The sequence below is a fragment of the Pyxidicoccus caerfyrddinensis genome (assembly GCF_010894405.1).
Taxonomy (GTDB): domain Bacteria; phylum Myxococcota; class Myxococcia; order Myxococcales; family Myxococcaceae; genus Myxococcus; species Myxococcus caerfyrddinensis.
On record NZ_JAAIYA010000009.1, the window covers coordinates 325,561 to 344,710 of the forward strand.

Annotated in this window: 12 protein-coding genes; 7 read left to right on the plus strand and 5 right to left on the minus strand. The window is 70.7% G+C overall.

Annotation, left to right across the window (positions count from 1 at the left end; translation table 11 throughout):
* The 5 genes from G4D86_RS23505 to G4D86_RS23525 form a co-directional block, all read right to left on the minus strand.
* Positions 1–1,743, minus strand: a complete 1,743-nt coding sequence (locus G4D86_RS23505; protein ID WP_163996233.1) for a vWA domain-containing protein — start codon at positions 1,741–1,743, stop codon at positions 1–3.
* Positions 1,740–3,722, minus strand: coding sequence for a cell-cell cohesion protein MtsD (gene mtsD, locus G4D86_RS23510; protein ID WP_163996234.1), 1,983 nt, complete (start codon positions 3,720–3,722; stop codon positions 1,740–1,742). Before mtsD ends, G4D86_RS23505 begins: the two co-directional genes overlap by 4 nt.
* A gap of 33 nt (positions 3,723–3,755) precedes the next feature.
* Positions 3,756–5,081, minus strand: coding sequence for a cell-cell cohesion MYXO-CTERM protein MtsC (mtsC, locus tag G4D86_RS23515; RefSeq protein WP_163996235.1), 1,326 nt, complete (start codon positions 5,079–5,081; stop codon positions 3,756–3,758).
* Between the two features lie 169 nt (positions 5,082–5,250).
* Positions 5,251–6,900: a thrombospondin type 3 repeat-containing protein gene (locus G4D86_RS23520; protein WP_163996236.1), complete on the minus strand. Its 1,650-nt coding sequence runs from the start codon at positions 6,898–6,900 to the stop codon at positions 5,251–5,253.
* Between the two features lie 172 nt (positions 6,901–7,072).
* On the minus strand, positions 7,073–9,373 hold the full coding sequence (locus G4D86_RS23525; RefSeq protein WP_163996237.1) for an MtsA protein: 2,301 nt from the start codon (positions 9,371–9,373) through the stop codon (positions 7,073–7,075).
* Positions 9,374–9,647: 274 nt separating this feature from the next.
* On the opposite strand from G4D86_RS23525, the gene G4D86_RS23530 reads away from it, so the two are divergent.
* From G4D86_RS23530 to G4D86_RS23560, 7 genes are read left to right on the plus strand one after another with little or no spacing between them, the layout of a single operon-like run.
* Positions 9,648–10,049: a hypothetical protein gene (locus G4D86_RS23530; RefSeq protein WP_240360433.1), complete on the plus strand. Its 402-nt coding sequence runs from the start codon at positions 9,648–9,650 to the stop codon at positions 10,047–10,049.
* Between the two features lie 39 nt (positions 10,050–10,088).
* On the plus strand, positions 10,089–12,374 hold the full coding sequence (locus G4D86_RS23535) for an AgmX/PglI C-terminal domain-containing protein (protein ID WP_163996238.1): 2,286 nt from the start codon (positions 10,089–10,091) through the stop codon (positions 12,372–12,374).
* Positions 12,375–12,427: 53 nt separating this feature from the next.
* Positions 12,428–13,063, plus strand: coding sequence for an outer membrane beta-barrel domain-containing protein (locus G4D86_RS23540; RefSeq protein ID WP_163996239.1), 636 nt, complete (start codon positions 12,428–12,430; stop codon positions 13,061–13,063).
* Positions 13,060–14,742 carry a hypothetical protein gene (locus tag G4D86_RS23545; protein ID WP_163996240.1) on the plus strand — a complete coding sequence of 561 codons (1,683 nt, stop codon included), beginning with the start codon at positions 13,060–13,062 and terminating at the stop codon, positions 14,740–14,742. The genes G4D86_RS23540 and G4D86_RS23545 overlap by 4 nt, the downstream gene beginning before the upstream one ends.
* The gene (gene bamD, locus G4D86_RS23550; protein WP_163996241.1) at positions 14,739–18,008 is read left to right on the plus strand and encodes an outer membrane protein assembly factor BamD; all 3,270 of its coding nucleotides are present in this window, start codon (positions 14,739–14,741) and stop codon (positions 18,006–18,008) included. Before G4D86_RS23545 ends, bamD begins: the two co-directional genes overlap by 4 nt.
* A complete protein-coding gene (locus G4D86_RS23555; RefSeq protein ID WP_240360434.1) occupies positions 18,005–18,517 on the plus strand; it encodes a hypothetical protein in 513 nt (170 codons plus the stop codon). Before bamD ends, G4D86_RS23555 begins: the two co-directional genes overlap by 4 nt.
* The gene (locus G4D86_RS23560) at positions 18,514–19,149 is read left to right on the plus strand and encodes a hypothetical protein (RefSeq protein ID WP_163996243.1); all 636 of its coding nucleotides are present in this window, start codon (positions 18,514–18,516) and stop codon (positions 19,147–19,149) included. Before G4D86_RS23555 ends, G4D86_RS23560 begins: the two co-directional genes overlap by 4 nt.
* The last annotated feature ends 1 nt before the right edge of the window (position 19,150 follow it).

Here is a 19,150-nt window from a genome sequence, read left to right on the forward strand (position 1 = left end):
TCAAGGCGAGGGGGGCGCGTCGACGCGGCCGGGGCAGCCGTCGATGAAGTGCTCGGGCTCCACGCGGATGATGCCGTCGGCGGGCGATTTGATGCCGCCCACCGGGTAGCGCACGGTGTCCACGCGGTAGGTGCGGACGAGGGTGCGCGCGGTGGGGTCGTCCGCGGGCACCATGGCCACGGACAGGGAGAGGTCATTGAAGCCCGCCCCGCGAGTCACCACGCCCGCGTCGTCCGCGGCGGCGATGGTGGGCGCCAGCAGGACGTTGTCGACGCGGAGCTTGTAGCACTGGCGGCCCAGCGCATCCGGGGCCCCGTCCGCCTCGAAGGAGTAGCGGTAGCCGTCCACCGACAGGTTGGCCGTGTCCACCTCCAGCGGGCGCGTGTGCAGGCGCAGCTCGGCGCGGCTCGTCAGCCCGTCGTTGTCCGGGTCTTCGTCCAGGTCATTGCTGGCGCCCTGGGTGCCGCCGCGCCACTCCACGCCATCCGGTACGCCGTCGCGGTCGCTGTCGGCGAGGTTGGCGTTGGTGCCGATGAACTGCTCGTCGCAGTCCAGCAGCCGGTCGCAGTCCGAGTCCTCCGCGCGCAGCAGCGGCGGGCAGCCCTTGTCCAGCCCGCCACCGTCAGGCAGCGCAATCTGGGTGGGGTTGAAGTCCACGCCGCGCTCGCGGAAGTACACCTCCACGCCGTCGCTGAAGCCGTCGCCGTCCGTGTCCATGAGGTTGGGGTTGGTGCCGACTTCGGCCTCGCGCGCGTCCGTCAGGCCGTCGCCGTCCGTGTCCGCTTCTTCCACCGGGCTGCCCGGGGGCGCGGAGAAGTTGGAGGCCACCACCTCCTTCACGATGAAGGAGCGGCGCACCTGGCCGAAGGTGAAGTCCAGGAAGTTGATGGGCTCGTTGTTGCGGAAGTCGCGGAAGTTGCCGCCGCCCAGCGTGGCCATCTGCTCCAGCCGGTCCGCGTTCTGGTTGATGATGAGCAGCGGGCAGCCGCCGTCCCCGCCGATGTCGCACGAAGACACCGGCTGGGTGGGCAGGAAGACGTGCACGGTGTTGACGCGCACGTCCTCGACCAGGTCCCGCAGTTGGCGGATGCGCACCACCGCGTCGCCCTGGATGAGCTCGTCGTCCTGGTCGTTGGTGGGCTTGCCGTCCGACAGGAAGATGACGGAGTAGCGCGCCTGCGCCAGCGCCTGGGCGCCGCCCGGCTCCAACCGGCTGCGGGCGATGTCCGTGTTGATGAGCGAGTAGATGTCCGACAGCGGCTTGACGAAGTCCGTCGAGTCGCGGTTCGGGGAGTTGTCCGGGTTGCGGAAGGTGAGCAGCTGCTCGGTGAGGCGGCGGCGGGTCGCGTCGTCCATCGACGCCACCTGCACGAAGCCGTCCTGCGGCGGGTTGCCCGGCGTCTGGGTGAGGAAGGCCGTGGTGCTGCCCGCGAAGAGCATCACCGCGATGGAGACCTCCGGGTCCCTGGGGAGGTTCTCAATCAGCTGCACCAGCGCGGTGGCGCGCGTGCCGTCCGGGTCGCTCACGCGCATGGACTGCGAGGCGTCCATGGCGACGACGAGCTTGATGGGGCGCACCACCTCGTTGCTGCCCACGGTGCAGAAGCGGCCGTCGAAGGACACGGCCCGGTCCACCGGGACTTCCGTCTCGCGGCGCGGGTCGTACAGGTAGGAATCCGTACAGGCCACCACCACCGCGAGCGCGCACAGACAGCCCGCCAGCACACGTCCGGCGCGGCTCACGGGTTGCTCCCCGCGCCCGCGGGCGGCGTTCCGACACAGTCGTTCTGGTTGTTCCACGGGTTGCTCAGCTGGTCGGGGCGGCGGAAGTTGGCGTCCGTGAGGGACAGCTCCGGGCCGGCGGGGACGCGCACGCTGGGCGGCGCGTACTGGGCCCAGGCGCAGGCGGTGCGCCACACGCCGTAGTCGGTGGAGACGCCGCTCTCCGGCGCCTCGGCGAACCACACCTTGAAGAGGTTGTGACCCTGCTTCGCCCCCGCGCGGTCCGGCGGGGTGACGAGCTGCAGGTTCGTCACGGTGAAGTCGTAGCAGATGCTGCCGTCCTGGCGGACCTCGGCGACGCGCGTCTCGTACTGGTAACCGTTGCGCTCGTAGAAGGCGCGGTCCCTCCGGGTGGGGTCGGTGCCCGAGCGCAACTCCACGTCGTCCGGCAGCCCGTCCCCGTCCGTGTCCAGGCCCGACACGCTGGGCTCCAGCGGATTCAACCCCCAGCGCGCCTCCATGCGGTCCGTGGCGCCGTCGCCGTCGCTGTCGACGATGCCCGTGCGCGTGTGCAGGTAGTCCTCGGCGAACTGCGACAGGCCGTCGCCGTCCGTGTCGCGGCACACGCAGTTGCGGGTGAGCGGGGAGGCCGGGTCACAGCCGCGAGCGTCCAAATCGTTGCTGGCGCGGAAGCCCTGGTCCTCGCGGCGCGCCTCGAAGCCGTCGTCCAGGCAGTCGCCGTCGCTGTCGGGGAGGAAGGTATTGGTCTTCAGCGTGAAGGAGTTGTCCTCCGAGTCCGGCACGCCGTCACCGTCGCTGTCCAGCACCCGCCCCTCGTCGCCCGGGCCGGAGCTGAGCGCCTCCACCACCAACGACTTCATCACGTTGCGCGAGGCGAAGGACGAGTAGTCCAGCGCGCCCAGGCCCAGGTTGGAGATCTCCGCCGTGTCGTTGAACTCCTGGTACACGCCGTTGCCCATGTCCGCGAAGCGCTTGAGCAGCCACGAGGCAATCTTCTTCGCGGCCTCCGGATAGCGAGCCTGCTCCACGCCCGGGTAGATGCCGTAGATTTCCTGGCAGATGGGGCCGCAGGCGCGCACCGCCTCCTGGTTGAAGAGCAGCACCGTGTGCATGCGCACGTCGCCCACGTTGTACTGGTCCTTCAGCTCCATCAGCCGGCGCACGTAGCTGAACAGCTGGTAGTTCTGGTTGCGGTCCGTGCCCACCTCGAAGCCATCAATGGCGTCGGTGGTGCTGGTGGCGTTGCAGAAGTCGACGATGGAGTCCGCCCACGTCAGGTCCGGGTTGTCCGGGTTGGCGTAGACGCTGAGGTTGTCGGTGGCGGAGCAGCGCGGGTACGGGGTGCCGTCGGTGAGGAAGACGACGACGTAGCGCGTGCGCGGCAGCAGCTCCGGGTTGGACTGCGCCACCGCGTTGATGTCGCTGGCGATGATGCTGTACGCGTAGGACAGGGCGCCCTGGTAGTCGGTGCCCTTGCCCAGCTGGCTCTGCAGGCCGTCGATGTAGCTGTCGATGTTGTTGTCCGGCCGCGCGAAGCGGCTGCCCACCGTGGTGGGCGGCCACACGTTGCGCACGTTCGTCTCGAACGGGGCGACGGACACCTGCACGTTGCCGCCCTGGGCGTTGACCGCGCGGAACTGCGAGACCAGACGCTTGAGGGCGCGCACGCGCGCGGGCTCGGTGACGCCCGGCGGAATGACGGCCTGCACCTCCGCGCGCTGGCAGAAGCCGCTGTCCAGCTGCGCGCCCGGCGGGTCGGAGATGCACATGCTGCCCGACTCGTCGATGACGACGACCACCTTCACCGGGAAGCCGGAGGGGTTGGGCGGGCGCGTGCACACCCGCCCCTGGAGTGTCAGCCGGTCATCGAGGTTGTCCTGCACCGTCGCCCTCGGTTCGAGCAGCGAGTCGGTGCAGGACAGAAGGCCAGCGGCCAGGAGGCCCGCCGCGAGCAGCGGGAAACGAACGAGGCGGCGCATGCGGAACGGTCCTCCTGGCATGGGACTGCGATGTTACTGCTGACGGCGACGGCGACGCATCAGCACGCTGAGCAGCGCGGCGCCGAGCGCGGTGACGCTGAAGCCCGCGGGCACCGAGCTGCAGTTCGGGCCCTCGCCCGTCTTGCCCACCTTGACGATGAGGTTGGAGGTGGAGACGCGCTGGTCCGGGAAGACGCGGTCGGAGAAGGCCAGACGCGCCGTCACCTGCAGCTCGTACTCGCCCTCCTCGTCCGGCGTGAAGGTCGGCACGCTGCCGTCCACGTAGGTGTACTGCCAGTCACGGCTGAGCGTCACGGCGCCCTGCGGGTTCTCCACCACCGCGCTGGAGCCCTCGGGGCGCTTCGTCACCGTCCACTTGTACTCCATGGCCGCGCCGTTGCGGTTGGCGAACAGCGGCGGGCGCAGCGCCTTGCCGGCCTCATCCACCGTCATGGTCTGTCCACCGCTGATGGTGAAGGGCGCCTTCGGGTCCAGGCAGTCATCCGGGCGGCCCTCGTCCAGCACCAGGCAGTAGCGCGTGTCGCACGCGTCGCCGGAGCCGTCGCGGTCATCGTCGAGCTGCTCGCGGTTGGAGATGGCCACGCAGTTGTCCTGCGCGTTGAGGATGCTGTCGTTGTCGATGTCCGCGTCGCACGCGTCACCCTGGGCATCCGCGTCCGCGTCCGCCTGGTCCGGGTTGGCCAGGCCGGGGCAGTTGTCGCCGTTGTCGGAGATGTTGTCGCCGTCCGCGTCCACGCGGCACTGGCTGCCGTCCGTGGGCATCACCTGGCTGGGGTTGGAGACGCGCGGGCAGTTGTCCTGGCCGTCGGCGACGCCGTCGTTGTCGTCGTCGAGGTCGCAGACGTCACCGGCGGCGTCGGCGTCCAGGTCGCTCTGGTCCTTGTTGGGCACCAGCGCGCAGTTGTCCCTGGCGTTCTCGACGGTGTCGTTGTCCTGGTCCCCGTCGCAGTCGTCGCCCTTGCCGTCGCCGTCCGCGTCGCGCTGCGTGAAGTTGGAGAGCGCCGAGCAGTTGTCGCACGCGTTGCCCACCGCGTCGCCGTCCTCGTCCGTCTGGTCGCGGTTGGAGACGAACGGGCAGTTGTCGCGGTCGTCCGCCTTGCCGTCGCCGTCCGCGTCGTCCGTGTAGGCCAGCGTGTCGCCGTCATCCGTGTAGTTCACCCAGACGGAGCAGCCGCACCCACAGCCACAACCGCCGCCCTCCTCCTGGGGCTTGCCGCAGCTATCGCCGAGGCACTCCGGATTGTCGGGGTTGTTGTTGGACTGCGCCTGGGCCACCGACGGGCTCAGGAAGAGAAAAGCTCCCAGCGTGAGAGCCGATGCAACGCGAACGAGTGACATGGTGACTCCTTTCAGCCCATTGCTCCTAGCAAGGAGCGATCCGTAGCCAACACTCGAACGAAACCTTGGAGAATCAAGAGGTTGGAGACAAGCCTGGGAAGCGGGCCGCGGGGATGTGGGGGGCACTCCCCATTGAAGACGTGGGGTGGACTCCACACCAGGACGTGGATCAGGTTCCGAGAATGAAGTCGTTGGGGTCGAGGGGGATGGTGCCCGCGGGGGTGCGGCCGGCCTCCTCGCTGTACTGGATGGGCTGGACGAGGAGCGAGCCGATGCCGGCGCCGCGGGGGTCATTGTCCCGGCCGGCCTGGAGGTAGAGGTACACCTCGTTGGTGCCCGCGGGGATGACCTCGCCCGGAATGAAGGGGTGGGGCCGCTCGCGGGTGGGGACGACGGTGATGTTCTCCGCGCGCGCCGCGTAGCAGGTGCGGCCGTCGGCGGAGGGCTCGGACTCCACCAGGTCGTAGCCGTAGCCGCGCTCGACGTGGAAGTCGAGGTCGGCGCTGAGCGGGTCGGCGTGCGCCTCCACCTCCGCGACGTTGGTGATGCCGTCGCGGTCCGAGTCCAGCAGGTCCTCGGGCACGAGCGGGTTGGTCATGGACAGCAATTCCACCAGGTCCGGAAGCGCGTCCCCGTCCGTGTCGCCGATGCACGGGTCCGTGCCGAGCACGCGCTCCTCGCAGGTGTTGAGCCGGTCTCCGTCCTCGTCCAGGGACAGGTTGCAGCCGTTGATGACGTCCGGCACCAGCGGGTCCAGGCCCATGCGGACCTCCAGGCCGTCCATCAACCCGTCCTGGTCCGAGTCCAGCACGAGCGCGTCCGTGCCCAGCGCGTCCTCGTCCGAGTCCGGCAGGCCGTCCCCGTCGCTGTCGGGGAGCGCCTGGCCGGCGCGCACCACCACGTTGCGGTTGAAGGCGATGAAGCGCTTGAGCTTCAAGGAGTTGGTGCGCGCGGCGTACTTGATGCCGGTGAGGGCGCCGGGCAGGCCGGCGAAGTCCACTTCAATGGGCTCGGTGCCACCGGCGCTGGCAATGGCGGCCACGAGCTGGCGGGTGAGCGGGTCCGGCGCGGTGCCGCGCACGTAGATGGGCTGCACCACCACCTCGCCCACGCCGAACTGCTCCGCGAGCGCCTTGATTTCGCCGGTGACGGCCGTCAGCTCGCAGCTGCCGCACTGGGCATCGCAGGCGTCGCGCGATGGCGAGCCGACGGGGCCGCAGCTCGCCGCGGTGGACAGGGCGAGGCAGCGCGAGTCGAGCCCCACGCCGAAGTCGTCGTCGTCGCGAGCGCGGGCGCACGTCCTGTCCCCGGTGCGGACGATGACCACCACCATGTAGCGCGTGCGGGCCACCTCGCCCCGGCAGGACGTCTGCATGTCGCCGGACAGGAGCGTCTTGGCGAGCCGCAGGGAGGCGTGGACGCTCACCGGCCCCGACTCCTGGTACGACGCGTAGCGCGGCAGCGTGGCCTGGAACTCCGAGGCGTCGGAGAAGCCGCCCAGCAGGCCGGTCGCCACCGTGTGGTAGGCCACGAGCCCGAACTTCACGAAGGGGCCGGAGAAGCGGCTGGTCAGCGTGGACAGGCCGTCCGTGGCGTAGCCCACCATCTCCGCCTCCACGCCCTCTCCTCCTTCGATGGCGAAGAGCACCTTGGTGGGGAAGGCGTCACCGCCCGCCAGCGGAACGCAGACGTTGCCGGAGAAGGCGGCGCGGTCCTTTCCATGGGGGCCCCGGCCGTCCAGGGCATACAGGCCCGCGTCGGAGCACGACAGCAACAGCACGGGAACGAGGAGCCAGGCGGAACGCGAGAGGGCGCGCATCTGTCGGATTGTACACCGCAGTTCCCCGAGAGGGCGCAAGTCACACCCACTCAGGTCACGGATTCAGGGTGAGAGTGGCACAGCGAGAGCCGAGATTTCGGCCCGCCGTGGAACATCCGTGCCGGGCTGGTTGCTCGTCTGGCACCAAAGGTGGGTGGACGCGAGACATGTTTCACAGCGTCAGGAGGAACGCGAGCAGGTCATCGCGCTCCTCCGGCGTGAGCGCCTGGGCGTCTCCGTGCTTCGGCCCGGACGTCTCCAGCACCGCGCGCAGCGGGAAGCGCGTGCCCACCACCAGCCGGTCCTCCTTCACCGCGTAGCCCGCGGTGGCGCTCGTCAGCATGGGCCACACGTCCCACGTGCCCACGAGTGACGGCGGCGCCGCGCCGGGCACCAGCGTCTGCTGCTCCAGCCGCAAGGGCAGCGCGATGGGCGTGCCCACATCGAGGTACTTCCCGCGCGTCGCCGGGTCCTGGTCCAGCGTGTAGAGCGGCGCGGGGTGGCACTCCACGCAGCGGCCCCTGCCCTCGAACAGCTCACGCCCGTGCGCGGGCCGGCCCGTGCGGCCGTCCGGCAATTCCACCGTCTCCAGGGGCGCGCCGTCCTCGCCGCGGTAGGGGTTGGGCGGCGTGGCCATCAGCGCGTTGAAGAGGGTGAGCGCCTCCACCTCTTCGGGAGAAGGGTCCGGGTTGTGGAAGCGGTTGCGCGCGCCCACGAAGCTCGCCGTCTCCGCGAGACTGTGTTGGCTGGCCGGCGTGAAATACGGGGGCGTATCGCGGCTGCCCAGCACCGTGGTGGAGCGGTAGATGCGGTTGGGATGGGTCTTCTCGTAGAAGACGCCGCCGGTGTGCCCCTCGATGTGGCAGCCGTCGCAGGTGATGCCGGTGCGCCCCAGGTCCACGTAATAGAGGACCTGGCCCAGGCGGCGCTTGGCCTGCGCGCGCCCCGGCACCACCGGAAGCTGGCGCACCACGCGGGCCTGGCCCGCTCGCGCCTCGCGCACGTCCACCACCGCCACCGTCCGCGTGAAGCGGTTGAGCACGTAGAGCGTGTGCCCGTCCGGCGACAGGGCCAGTGAGCGCGGGCCGGAGTGGAGCTCCTCCCCTGCCCGTCCCTTCGTCCCGAAGTCCGCGGCCGGGCGGATGCGCGGCGTGCCGTCCGGCGGCGCCATCACCACCTCCTGCAGCACCGCCCCGCGCGCCACCTTCTCCGCGCCCGCCAGCGCCCGCGCATCCAGCACCCGCACCCGGCCGATGCCCACATCCGCCGCATAGAGCAGGCCCGCCGCATCATCCAGCGCCAGCCCCTCCGTCGCGCCCGCGCCGAAGCCCCGGTGACGCACGTAGCCGCCCGTCGCCGGGTCCACCACCGCCACGCCGCTGTTCGCGCTCACCTCCATGCGCTTCGGGTTGGGGCCCACATTGGGTCCCAGGCTCGCCATGAAGAGGCGGCCGAGCCGCTCGCTCGCCACCAGCGCGCGCGGCGCCTTGCCGCCCATCACCTGCGCGCGGAACGGCTCCGTGTGGCCGCCCAGAATCGACACGCCCGGCCCCGGCACCACCGTGGCCACGGACGCACCATCCTCCTGCCGCAGCAACTCCAACTGTCCCGTCTGGAGGCTGCCCACCGCGAGCAGGCCCTTCCACCGCGCCAGCGCGCGGGGGTTGGGGTCCACCGCCGTGGACCAGCGCGTCTTCCCGTCGTCGAGCGACAGCGCGTGGACGCGGTCCTTCACGTGCTCCGCGATGAAGGCCACGCCGCGCGCGCCATCCACCTCCAGCCCGTGGGCGCCGAGCGGCGCGGGCAGCACCTTTGGCGCGCTCCCCGGCGAGTCCAGCGCGTACAGGCGCAACTCCGGCTGGTAGCGGTGCACCACGCCCAGCCACGGCCGGCCCGCCGCATCCCTGTAGGTCGCGAGCGCGGAGGGCCCGTCGCCCGCGGCGAGCGGCTCCACGCGGCCCGACTCCACGTCGAGGGCGAACACCGTGTCCGTGGGCGGCGAGGCGAGGAACAGCGTGCGCCCATCCGGAGACAGCGCCATCGCCGTGAGGTCCGCGAAGGCCGCGTCGTTCACCACGGTGAGGCGCGCGGAGCCCTCGGTGCTCGAGTCTCCCGCCAGCCGCGCCTCCACCACCGCCTGCGGCACGTCCTCCGGAAGCGTCAGGCCGGACGGCAGGCGGGCATAGGCGTGGCCCGCGTCCACCACCACCAGCGGCAGCTCACGCGACAGCGGCGGGCCCAGCACCAGCCGCAGCCCGGGCCGCAGCCGCTCACCATATATCGATAAAGGCTGAGACGTCTCATTGCTGGTGAGGCGGGGCCCCACGGACACGAGCCGTGGGCCCGGAGCGGATTGCGCGGGCGTCGTGGCGACGGGGGCCGCCTTCTCCTCCGCGCCCCGGCGCAACACCACCAGGCCCGCCACGGCCAGCACCGCCACCAGCGCCGCGAGCGCACCCCACCTGCGAGCCATGCGTGTCACGTGACCTCCTCGCGGCAGCATCCTTCATCCCCTGTCACACCGCGATGACTTCGAGCCCTGCCTGCTCGGTTGGGCTCCAACTTCGGGAGCGGAAGAATCACGCTCTCTCACGCCATCTTTCCAGCGAGCCGGCAACATCCGAGCCGTTTCGTGGAGCACGCGCCCCACATGGGGTGGAGTGCCCCCCACACCTTTGTGTGCTCGCATTCCTCACGGCCCCGGAGTGTGCGTTGACAGCTCGGTACACGCATCGCTTAACCTGTTGATGATGCGACGCTTCCTCCTCTGCATGGCCGTCGCCCAGCTCCTCGGATTCGGCACGCTGCTCACCCCGAGTGACTCCTGGGCCCAGAGCCGCGGCCGTACGGCGCGCTCTGCGAAATCGAAGTCCAGCAAGAAGGCCAACAACAAGGCCCCGCCAAAGATTGAAACGAAGGGCTCCGCCGTGACGGATCCGATGACGGGCGAGCCCGAGGCCAGCGCCTCGGCCGCGCCGCCGCAACGCGGACCCGCGCGCATCGACTTCGATGACCGGCTCATCCAGGGACAGACGAACAAGTCCGGAGCCGTCTATCTCTATGACCGCAAGGAGCTGAAGACGCGGTCGATGATCCGCGAACGCGAGAGCTTCCGCGCCGAGACGCTCTCCACGGTGTACGACCAGTAGGGAAGCACCGCCCACCAGCCCTTGAAGGGAGCGTCACCGTTGAGCGGCCAGCCCAGCGTCCTGCAAGTCGTCATCCTCCGCGACGGCCTCCTCGTGGGGACGGAAGTCTTCGTCCCCGGTACCTACTCGCTCGGCTCGGACCCGACGTCCGACCTGCGCCTGGATGACCCGTCCGTCGAGCCGCGCCACGCGCTGCTCTACTTCCAGAACGGACGCGCGGCCATCCAGGACGCGGGCTCCGCCATCGGCCTCTTCGTCAACGGACATCGCGTCTCCGCGTGTGAAATCCGCTCGGTGGACGAGGTGCTCTGCGGCCCCTTCGTCCTCAAGACTCGCGTGCTGGCCCAGAGGCCACAGGAGGCCAAGCCCCAGCCGCCGCCGGAGCTCGCCTCGCTGCTCGGCACCGCGCAGCCCCCGCCTCCGGCCGTGGCCCCCGTCGCGGCGCAGCAGCAGCCCGCGCCCGTGCGGCAGCTCCGCCCGGCGACGCAGGTGGCCCCGCCCCAGCAGCCGCTCGCCACCACCGTCCCCGCCGTGCGCGCCGTGCCGCAGGCGCCCCAGGCCCAGCCGCAGCTCCGGCCGGTGCCGCAGCCGCCGCAGCAGCAGCCCGCCGCGCGCATGGGCCACGCGGTGACGCAGGCCGCATACCCGCCGCCCTCGGCCTCGCAGGCCGCCGCGCCCGCCATCGTCGCCATGCCGGCGCCGCAGCAGCAGGTGGTCTCGCCCATGCCGGTTCCGGGGGCGCACGCGCCGTGGCCCTCGCAGCAGCAGGCCCCCGTGGCCGTGCCGGCCGGCACGCTGCCCTCGGTGCGCCGCCGCGCCACGCAGGAGCAGCAGGTCAGCGCCAGCCCGGGCATCCTGCTCGCGGACGACCTGATGGCGGACGTCTCGCTCGACGCCTTCCCGGAGCCTTCCGGTCCGCTGCTCCAGGAGCAGCGCGTGGTCACGCGGCCCACGCACGCGCCGAAGCTGGCCCCGGGCAAGGGCGCAGCTCAGCTCTACCTGGAGCTGTACTGGGGCGCCATCCGCCGCGACGCGCGCCGCTTCGCCCCGGACAAGAAGAAGCCGGTGCAGGCCTCGCTGGACCTCCCCGAGGCCATGCCCCTGTGGGGCTTCACGCTGCCGGAGACGGGCGCGCCCTTCACGCTCGCCGAGACGCTCAACGGCTCCTTCCGCCTCTTCGTGCCCCCGGGCACCGAGGTGGAGAAGAGCGGCAATGACGGCCGCTTCGCCCCCGTCACCGGCGCCGCGCTCGAGTCCGACGGCAGCCGCCGCTTCCTCACCCTGCGCGAGGGCACCGCCGCGCGCCTGACGCAGGGACACATGTCGCTGGTGGCCTACGCCGCCCCCAAGCCCGAGCGCGTCTTCGTCAACCCGCTGCGCGGCATCCCCTGGCTGGCGCTGGCCAGCTTCGTCCTCTTCATCGGCGCCTTCGCGTCCTTCATCGTCCTCAAGCCGGACAGCCCGGAGACGGCGGACTTCACGCAGAAGAACCTGCCCCCCGTGGCCCTGCGCCTCATCGCCCCCGAGCCGAAGAAGAAGGAGGAGGCGAAGAAGAAGCTGGAGGCCATCAAGCAGAAGGCGCCCAAGCCGGTGAAGGAGAAGGTGGCGGAGAAGGCCCCGCCCAAGCCGGTGGAGAAGGCGCCCCCGCCGCCGCCCAACAAGGCCGTGGCCGCCGCGTCGGAGAACAAGGCGCTCAAGGCGCTGGCGAAGCTGTCCGCCGCCGGGCCCGCCACCAACGATTTGCTCGCCGCCGTGGACAAGCTGGGCAGTGGCCCTGGCAGCAAGAACGTGAAGAACAGCAACTACAAGCTGTCCGGCCTCATCGGCAAGGCGCCCATCGCCAACGCGGGCCTGGGCACCTTCGGCCTTGGCGGTGGCGGCAAGGGCGGCGGCGCCACGCTGGGCGCGGAGCTGTTGCGCGGCAAGGGCGGCGGCGGCATTGGCGCGCTGGGCGTGGGCGGCGTGGGCAAGGGCAAGGTGGGCGGCACCGTCACCCGCGCCACGGCCCGCAGCATCGCCTCCACCCAGGGCACCGTGGACCGCGAGGCGGTGGCCCGCGTCATCAACAGCCACCTCAACGAGGTGCACGGCTGCTACGAGCGCGCCCTGCTGAAGCAGCCCGGCCTGGCCGGCAAGGTGGTGCTGGAGTGGACCATCGGCGCCGCGGGCCGCGTCGTCGCCGCGAAGACCAAGTCCTCCACGCTCAGCAACGCCGCTGTCGAGGGCTGCATCCTCGCCAGCCTCAAGTCATGGACCTTCCCCGCCCCCAAGGGCGGCGTCGTCATCATCACCTACCCGTTCCTCTTCAACTCGGTCGGCTACTGACGCGGGCTCCCCCTTCCCACGTCCGTTCCCTCCAACCTCCAGGAAGCCCCACCGTGCGATACGCCCTGCTCATCCTCCTGTTCCTGGCGCCCGGCCTCGCCCGCGCACAGGCCGAGGCGCTGGAGAACCCCGGCGCCGTTTCCGCCATCCAGGAGCGTCAGTACCGGATGCACCACGAGCTCTTGCTCGGCGTCGGCGTGCTGCCGGATGACGCCTTCTACAAAGGCCTCGTCGGCACCGTCTCGTACACGTACCACTTCAGCGACACCTTCGCGTGGCAGGTGGGCCGCGGCACGTACAGCTACAACGTGCAGACGGGCCTGCGCAGGCAGCTGGAGCGCGACTTCGAGGTGGCCCCCACGGCCTCCGCCTACGAGGAGCAGGTCCAGTGGATGGTGGGCTCGGACCTGATGTGGAGCCCGCTGTACGGGAAGCTGGCCGTCCTCAACAACAAGGTGCTGCACTTCGAGGCCTTCCTGCTCGGCGGCGGCTCCGTGGTGAAGATCAACCGCGCGGACGGCTTCCGCCCCGCGGCCAACGTGGGCCTCGGCATGCGCCTCTTCAAGGGCGACACCGTGTCCTTCCGCCTCGACGTGACGAACAACGTCGTCTTCACCGGCACCCGCAACATCAACAACGTCCTCTCGGTCCAGCTCGGCACCGCGTTCAACTTCGGCGCCACGGAATGAATCCCCGCTCACTCGTCGCCGCGCTCGCCAGCGCCGCGCTCCTCGTGTCCCCGGCACCCGCCGCCGCCCAGTCCAGCGGCGGCGCGCTGCCCATGCCCCCGCCTCCCGCCGGCGCCCAGCGCCCGGCCGGTGGCGCCACCACCCCGTCCGCCCCCGCCGCCAGCGGCAAGCCCGCTGGCGCGCAGGCGGCACCTCCCGCGACCGCCGCCAACGGCAAGCCGGCCGCCGAGGGCGACAAGCCCGCGGCGGAAGGCGAGGCCGCGCCGAAGAAGCCGGACGCCGCCGCCGAGGCCGCGCCCGCCGCGCCGAAGAAGGTGGAGAACGCCGTCTTCGACAAGGCGCTGCAGGACTACTTCGACGGTGACCCGCGCGCCGCCGCCGGGCCGCTGTACGCCTGGCTGCAGCAGGCGCCCAAGACGGACGAGAACTACGCCTGGGGGCAGTACTTCCTCGCGCGCAGCCTCATCGACCTGGGCCTGTCGCACGCGGGCGCCACGTACCTGTCGCGCATCGCCCGCGAGCGCACCAACCCCAACGTGATTCCCCGCGCGCTGGACTCGCTCAAGCAGCTCACCGACCGTCCGCACGACGAGGTGATGATCGACGAGCAGGTCTTCGGCGCGCTGGACCTGGGCTTCCTCCCGGAGGAGACGGGTGCGTACGCCCACTACCAGCAGGGCCTGGTGGACCTGCGCGTGGGCAACGAGCGCTGGGCCAACACGCACTTCGCCAAGCTGTCGGAGACCAGCGCCGAGGCCAGCCGCGCGAAGTTCGCGCTGCTCGTCACCCGCCTCAAGTCGGTGAAGGAGCCCTCCGAGGAGCTCATCACCGACTTCCTCGGCCTGTCCAAGGACGAGAAGCTCACCCGCGAGGCGCGCAACGAGGCGGCGCTCGCGGTGGCCCGCCTGCGCTACGAGCGCAAGGACTACACGGGCGCGCTGGAGGCGTACAACCTCGTGAAGCTGCCCGAGCTGGACCCGGGCCGCGCCAGCCTCTACCTGGAGGAGGCGTGGACCCGCTACAAGCTGGGCGAGCTGCGTGCGTCCATGGGCATCCTCACCACCCTGGACGCCCCCGTCTTCCGCGACGAGTTCCTCCCGGACAAGTACCTGTTGCGCGCGCTCATCTACCGCGACCTGTGCCACTACCTGCCCGCCAAGCGCGCCGCCAAGGAGCTGACGCGCCGCTTCGCGGACTCGCTGGAGGCCGTGCGCAGCCGCGAGGACCTCACCCAGGACGCGCGCCTGCGCCGCGCGGCCGATGCCCACGGCGGCACCCAGCGCGCCGCGCGCTTCATGGAGCTGTTGGATTCGGAGAGTGAGCGACTGGGCCGCTACGCCGGCAGCTTCGGCGACCAGCTCTTCGCACACCTCGTCAAGATGTATGCCTTGTCCCGTGCCGAGGCGGTCCGCGTTCACGACGCGCGGCTGGCCGAGGCGGTGCGGCAGGAAGCGGACACGCTCCTGCGCGCCGCCGAGCAGGTACGACTGATGGAGTATGAAGTGGGCCTGAAGCTGTATGAGCGCGTGAAGAAGGGCGCGAAGGTGGTGCCGCCGGAGGACGAGCAGGAGCTGTCCCCCGCGCAGGTCGCCTTCCGCTTCAGCGGGGAGTACTGGAACGACGAGCTGAAGTCGTACCGGGTCCGCATCGAGAGCCGCTGCATCGAGGAGACCCCATGACCGGCCACCTGACCGGCCTGATTGCCGCCGCCCTGCTGGCGGCGGCCCCCGGCGCGCCCTCGCGCATCGGGCCCAACGCCAACCCGATTGTCTCCAAGGCGAAGGAGCGCGACGAGTTCATCGCCAAGCTCAAGCGCGACATCTTCAAGGTGGACCGCTCCATCGGCGAGACGGAGAAGCTCATCTCCAAGAGCCGCAACGCGCCGTACCTGCCCGACCTCCAGTTCCGGCTGGCCGAGCTGTACGTGGAGAAGAGCCGCTACGTGTACTACCTCCAGGCGGAGACGCGGCCCGAGGGTGCGTCGGGCGCCATCGTCTCGCCCGAGACGCGGCTGATGAAGCAGAAGGCCGTGCAGATGTACTACCGGCTGCTGCGCGAGTACCCGGACTTCAAGGACGGCGACCAGGTGACGTTCTACCTGGCGCACGAGCAGCGCGAGCTGGGCCAGTTCGACGAGATGCTCAAGACGCTCGGCGACCTCACGCGCAAGTTCCCCAACAGCCCGCTGCGGCTGGAGGCGGAGCAGATCCTGGGCGACCACTTCTTCGACAAGGCGGACCTCGTCGAGGCGGAGAAGCACTACCAGGCCATCCTCGAGGCCCCGCCCTCCCCCGTGCACGACCTGGCCCGCTACAAGCTGGGCTGGATTCGCGTCAATCAGGCCAAGCACGCGGAGGCGGTGACGTTCTTCGAGGCCGCCGCCGCCAGCGCCCCACTGCCCGGCGTGGACGCGAAGAAGGCGCTCAACGTCAAGCGCGAGGCGCTGCTGGACCTCGTCTACAGCTACACCGAGGCCCGGCCCGCCAAGGGCGCGCTCAACTACTTCGAGAAGCTCAGCGACAGCCGCGCCACCTACGCGCTCGCGCTGGACAAGCTGGGCAACCGCTACTTCATCAAGCAGCAGTACGAGTGGGCCATCCCCGCGCTGCGCAAGCTGATGGAAATCCAGCACGACCCGGAGCTGGATTTGGAGCGCGGCCAGAAGCTCTATGACGCCATCAAGGCGTCCAAGGGCAAGGTGCTCCCGGAGCCGGAGGACCTGCGCTTCCTCGTGCGCGCCGCCGTGGAGAGCAAGACGGACCCGGAGCTGCCCGAGACGGACCGCAAGAAGCACCTGGTGGAGATGGAGGAGATGGCGCGCGACCTCTCCACGCAGCTGCACCTGGCCGCGCAGAAGAAGGAGGAGAAGGACCTCTACCTGCGCGCCGCCGCGGCCTACGAGGCGTACCTCAGCCTCTTCCGGCCCGAGCAGTACGTGCGGCCCATCATGAAGAACCGCGCCGATGCGCTCTTCTCCGCCAACGCCTTCCCGGAGGCCGCGCGCCAGTTCGAGGAACTGGCCCGCTACGAGTCCAAGGCGAAGGACGCCAAGGGCGAGGAGGAAGCGCTCAACGCGGCGCTGCTCGCGCACTTCGCGACGCTCAAGCCGGAGGAGGCGCAGAAGCGCAACGCCTTCGAGGTGGCGGACGCACGCCAGGCCATGAAGCTGCTGGGCGCGCAGTTCGTCTCGCGCTACCCGCAGAGCGCCAACGCGCTGAACGTGAAGTTCAACATCGCCCGCGCCTACTACGAGGACGGTGAGTACCCGAAGGCGGCGGAGCTCTTCACGGCCTTCGCGCTGACGCACCCGCAGCACAAGGAGGCCGCGGTCGCCGGCAACCTCGCGCTGGACAGCCTGCGGCAGCAGAACGACTTCAAGGGCCTGGAGGAGACGGGCAAGAAGTTCCTCGCCGCGCCGCTGCCGCAGAACTTCCGCGCGGACGTGCAGAAGATTCTCACCGAGAGCAAGGCCGAGGCGCTCGACGAGCTGGCGCTGCAGAGCGCCCAGGAGACGGGCGACGTCATCTCGGGTCTCGTGAAGGTCGCGGACCAGAACAAGAACACCGACATCGGCGAGAAGGCGCTGTACGGCGCCTTCACCGCGGCGCGCGAGAAGCGCGACATGCAGGCCGAGCGCGAGCTGGGCGCGAAGCTGGCGCAGGACTACCCGAAGAGCCAGTACCTGTCGGACGTGCTCCTCACGCTGGGCCGGCACGCGGCGGAGTCCGCGGCGTTCGGCGAGGCGGCGGGCTGGTTCGAGCAGGTGGGCCAGAAGCTCGGCGGCGACTTCGCCGCGGTGGACGGCTGGCTGGCCGGCGCGCGGCTGCGCATGGCGCTGGGCGAGTACAAGGAAGCGTCGCGCAACCTGGAGGCCGCGTCCGAAGTGGCGGGCGCGCGCAAGGCCGAGGTGCTGGTGCTGCTGGCCGAGGCGCGGCTGAAGCAGAAGGACTACACCCGCGCGAAGACGGCGGCGGACGCAGCGCTGAAGCTGGACGGCACCAGCGCGGGCGCCGCGGCGGTGCTGGCCCAGGTGCAGGCTGCCACCGCGCCCACGGCCCCGGCCGACGCGCTCATCGCCAGCCTCACCAAGGCGGTGCAGGGCCCCAACGGGCAGACGGAAGAGGCCGCCAAGGGCCTGTGGTACCTCGGCGAGGTCCTCTACCGCGGCTACAAGGATTTGCCCGCGGACAAGGTGGAGGAGAAGGTCGCCGCGCTGCAGAGCCTGGAGGGCATCTACACCCAGGCCGCGCAGCTGGGCTACCCGGAGTGGGCGGTGGCCTCGCTGTGGAAGCTGGCGCTCGCGTACGGCCACATCGCCGACGTGGTGGAGGCGACGCCGGTGCCGGCGGGCCTGTCCGCCGCGGAGACGCAGCAGTTCCAGGCCGCGGTGAAGGAGCAGGTGGCGCCGCTGAAGCAGCGCTCCGAAGAGGCCTTCAAGGCGTGCCTGTCCCGCGCCGAGTCGCTGGAGGTCTTCAGCGCCGCGGTGGTGGGCTGCCGCACGCGCTCGGAGACGGCGGCGCTGCCGGTGCCGCAGCCGGGTGCGCCCACGCAGCCGGCCGCGCTGGAGGAGCTGCGCAAGAAGGCCGAGCGCACGCTCAGCGCCGAGTCGCTGGAAGCGCTGGGCCTGGCCTACCTGGACGCGCGGCAGTACGGCATGGCGCAGCTCACCCTGGGCCGTGTCACGGAGCTGCAGGACACGCGGGCCTCGGCGCACTCCGCGCTGGGTGTGGCGCTGCTCAACATGGGTGATGCCATGGGGGCGCGCGCCGCGTACGCGAAGGCCATGGACTCGGACCCGACGTTCGGCAAGGCCCGCCTCAACCTGGCCGCGCTGCGCTGCCGCTTCGGCGACGTGGACGGGGCCCGCCGCGAGCTGGCCGTCCTCAAGGACGTCAACACGCTCACCGGCGCCGACGTGGACGGAGGGTGGAAGGCGTGCAAGTGAGCCTCCTCACTCCACGCGCCGCGGCGCGGGCCCTGCTGCTCGGGGCCGCGCTCCTGGCCTCCAGCGGCTGCGGCCCCAAGGGCGGCGAGCTGGAGGGCAGCGTGGCCCCGCTCATGGACCTCCGCTACGAGCGGGCGGAGGCCCAGTGGTCTCCCGGCGAGCTGGCCATCAACTTCGTCACCCCGCAGGGCTCGGGGGTGAACACCGTGCTGAAGGTCAGCGCGTTCGTCGGGGACATGCTTCCGGAGGGCTATGACGGCCCGCTGGAAATCAACCTCGCGGAGGAGCTGGAGGGCGGCGTGCAGCGCGGCGCCATCGGCCGCAGCGTGCTGGACGAGCCGGTGCGGGCCTTCCCGCAGCTGGAGGTCGGCGTGCTGAAGGTGGACAGCACCGCCGTCGCCCCCAGCAGCCGCATCACCGGCGAGTTCCACGTCACGTTCATCAACGGCATCGACGTCTTTTCAGGCCGCACCATCTTCGGAAGCTTCGAGGCTACGGTCCAACAATGAAGCGCATCGTCCTGCTCACCCTGCCCCTCCTCGCCGCCTGTGGTCCGCGCTACGGCATGCGCGTTCCCGACTCGATGGAGAAGAAGCTGCCCTACGAGGCGCGCATCGAGCTGCTGGAGGCGGAGAACGACCTGGCCCTCTCCATCGACAAGGTGGACGTGGCCGACAACGAGATTGGCCGCGCGCGCGACAACATCCGCCGTGCCCGCTCCCGTCAGGAAGCGGCCGAGGACGAGGTGGACCGCGCCACCGACGAAGTCTCTCGCGAGGTGGCGAAGCTGGCCATCGCCGAGGCCGAAGCGCGCGTGGAGTACCTGCGCGCGAAGCAGCGGCTCAGCGTGGGGCTGCGCGAGGTGGAGAAGCTGGCCCTGCGCTGCGCCTTCGCGAAGTTCGAGCTCGCCCGCCTGACGGTGGCCCGCAAGGCCAAGGTGGAGGGCAGCGAGAAGCTGGAGCCGAAGGAGTTCGAGGAGCAGGTGTCCGAGTGCGAGGCCGACGTGAAGGAGGAGCGCACCGGCCTGGCCGAGGACGAGAAGGAGGAGAAGGCGGCGCGCGAGGCGTGGGAGACGAAGAAGGCCGCGCTCGCGAAGAAGACCTTCGACGCACGGGCCAGTCCCTACGTGGAGAACCTCTAAA

Excerpts from the sequence above, each read along its gene's own strand:
- mtsD (WP_163996234.1), bottom strand. The coding sequence starts at position 3,722 with ATGCGCCGCCTCGTTCGTTTCCCGCTGCTCGCGGCGGGCCTCCTGGCC.
- mtsC (WP_163996235.1), bottom strand. The coding sequence starts at position 5,081 with ATGTCACTCGTTCGCGTTGCATCGGCTCTCACGCTGGGAGCTTTTCTC.
- G4D86_RS23520 (WP_163996236.1), bottom strand. The coding sequence starts at position 6,900 with ATGCGCGCCCTCTCGCGTTCCGCCTGGCTCCTCGTTCCCGTGCTGTTG.
- G4D86_RS23525 (WP_163996237.1), bottom strand. The coding sequence starts at position 9,373 with ATGGCTCGCAGGTGGGGTGCGCTCGCGGCGCTGGTGGCGGTGCTGGCC.
- G4D86_RS23530 (WP_240360433.1), top strand. The coding sequence starts at position 9,648 with ATGATGCGACGCTTCCTCCTCTGCATGGCCGTCGCCCAGCTCCTCGGA.
- G4D86_RS23545 (WP_163996240.1), top strand. The coding sequence starts at position 13,060 with ATGAATCCCCGCTCACTCGTCGCCGCGCTCGCCAGCGCCGCGCTCCTC.
- bamD (WP_163996241.1), top strand. The coding sequence starts at position 14,739 with ATGACCGGCCACCTGACCGGCCTGATTGCCGCCGCCCTGCTGGCGGCG.
- G4D86_RS23560 (WP_163996243.1), top strand. The coding sequence starts at position 18,514 with ATGAAGCGCATCGTCCTGCTCACCCTGCCCCTCCTCGCCGCCTGTGGT.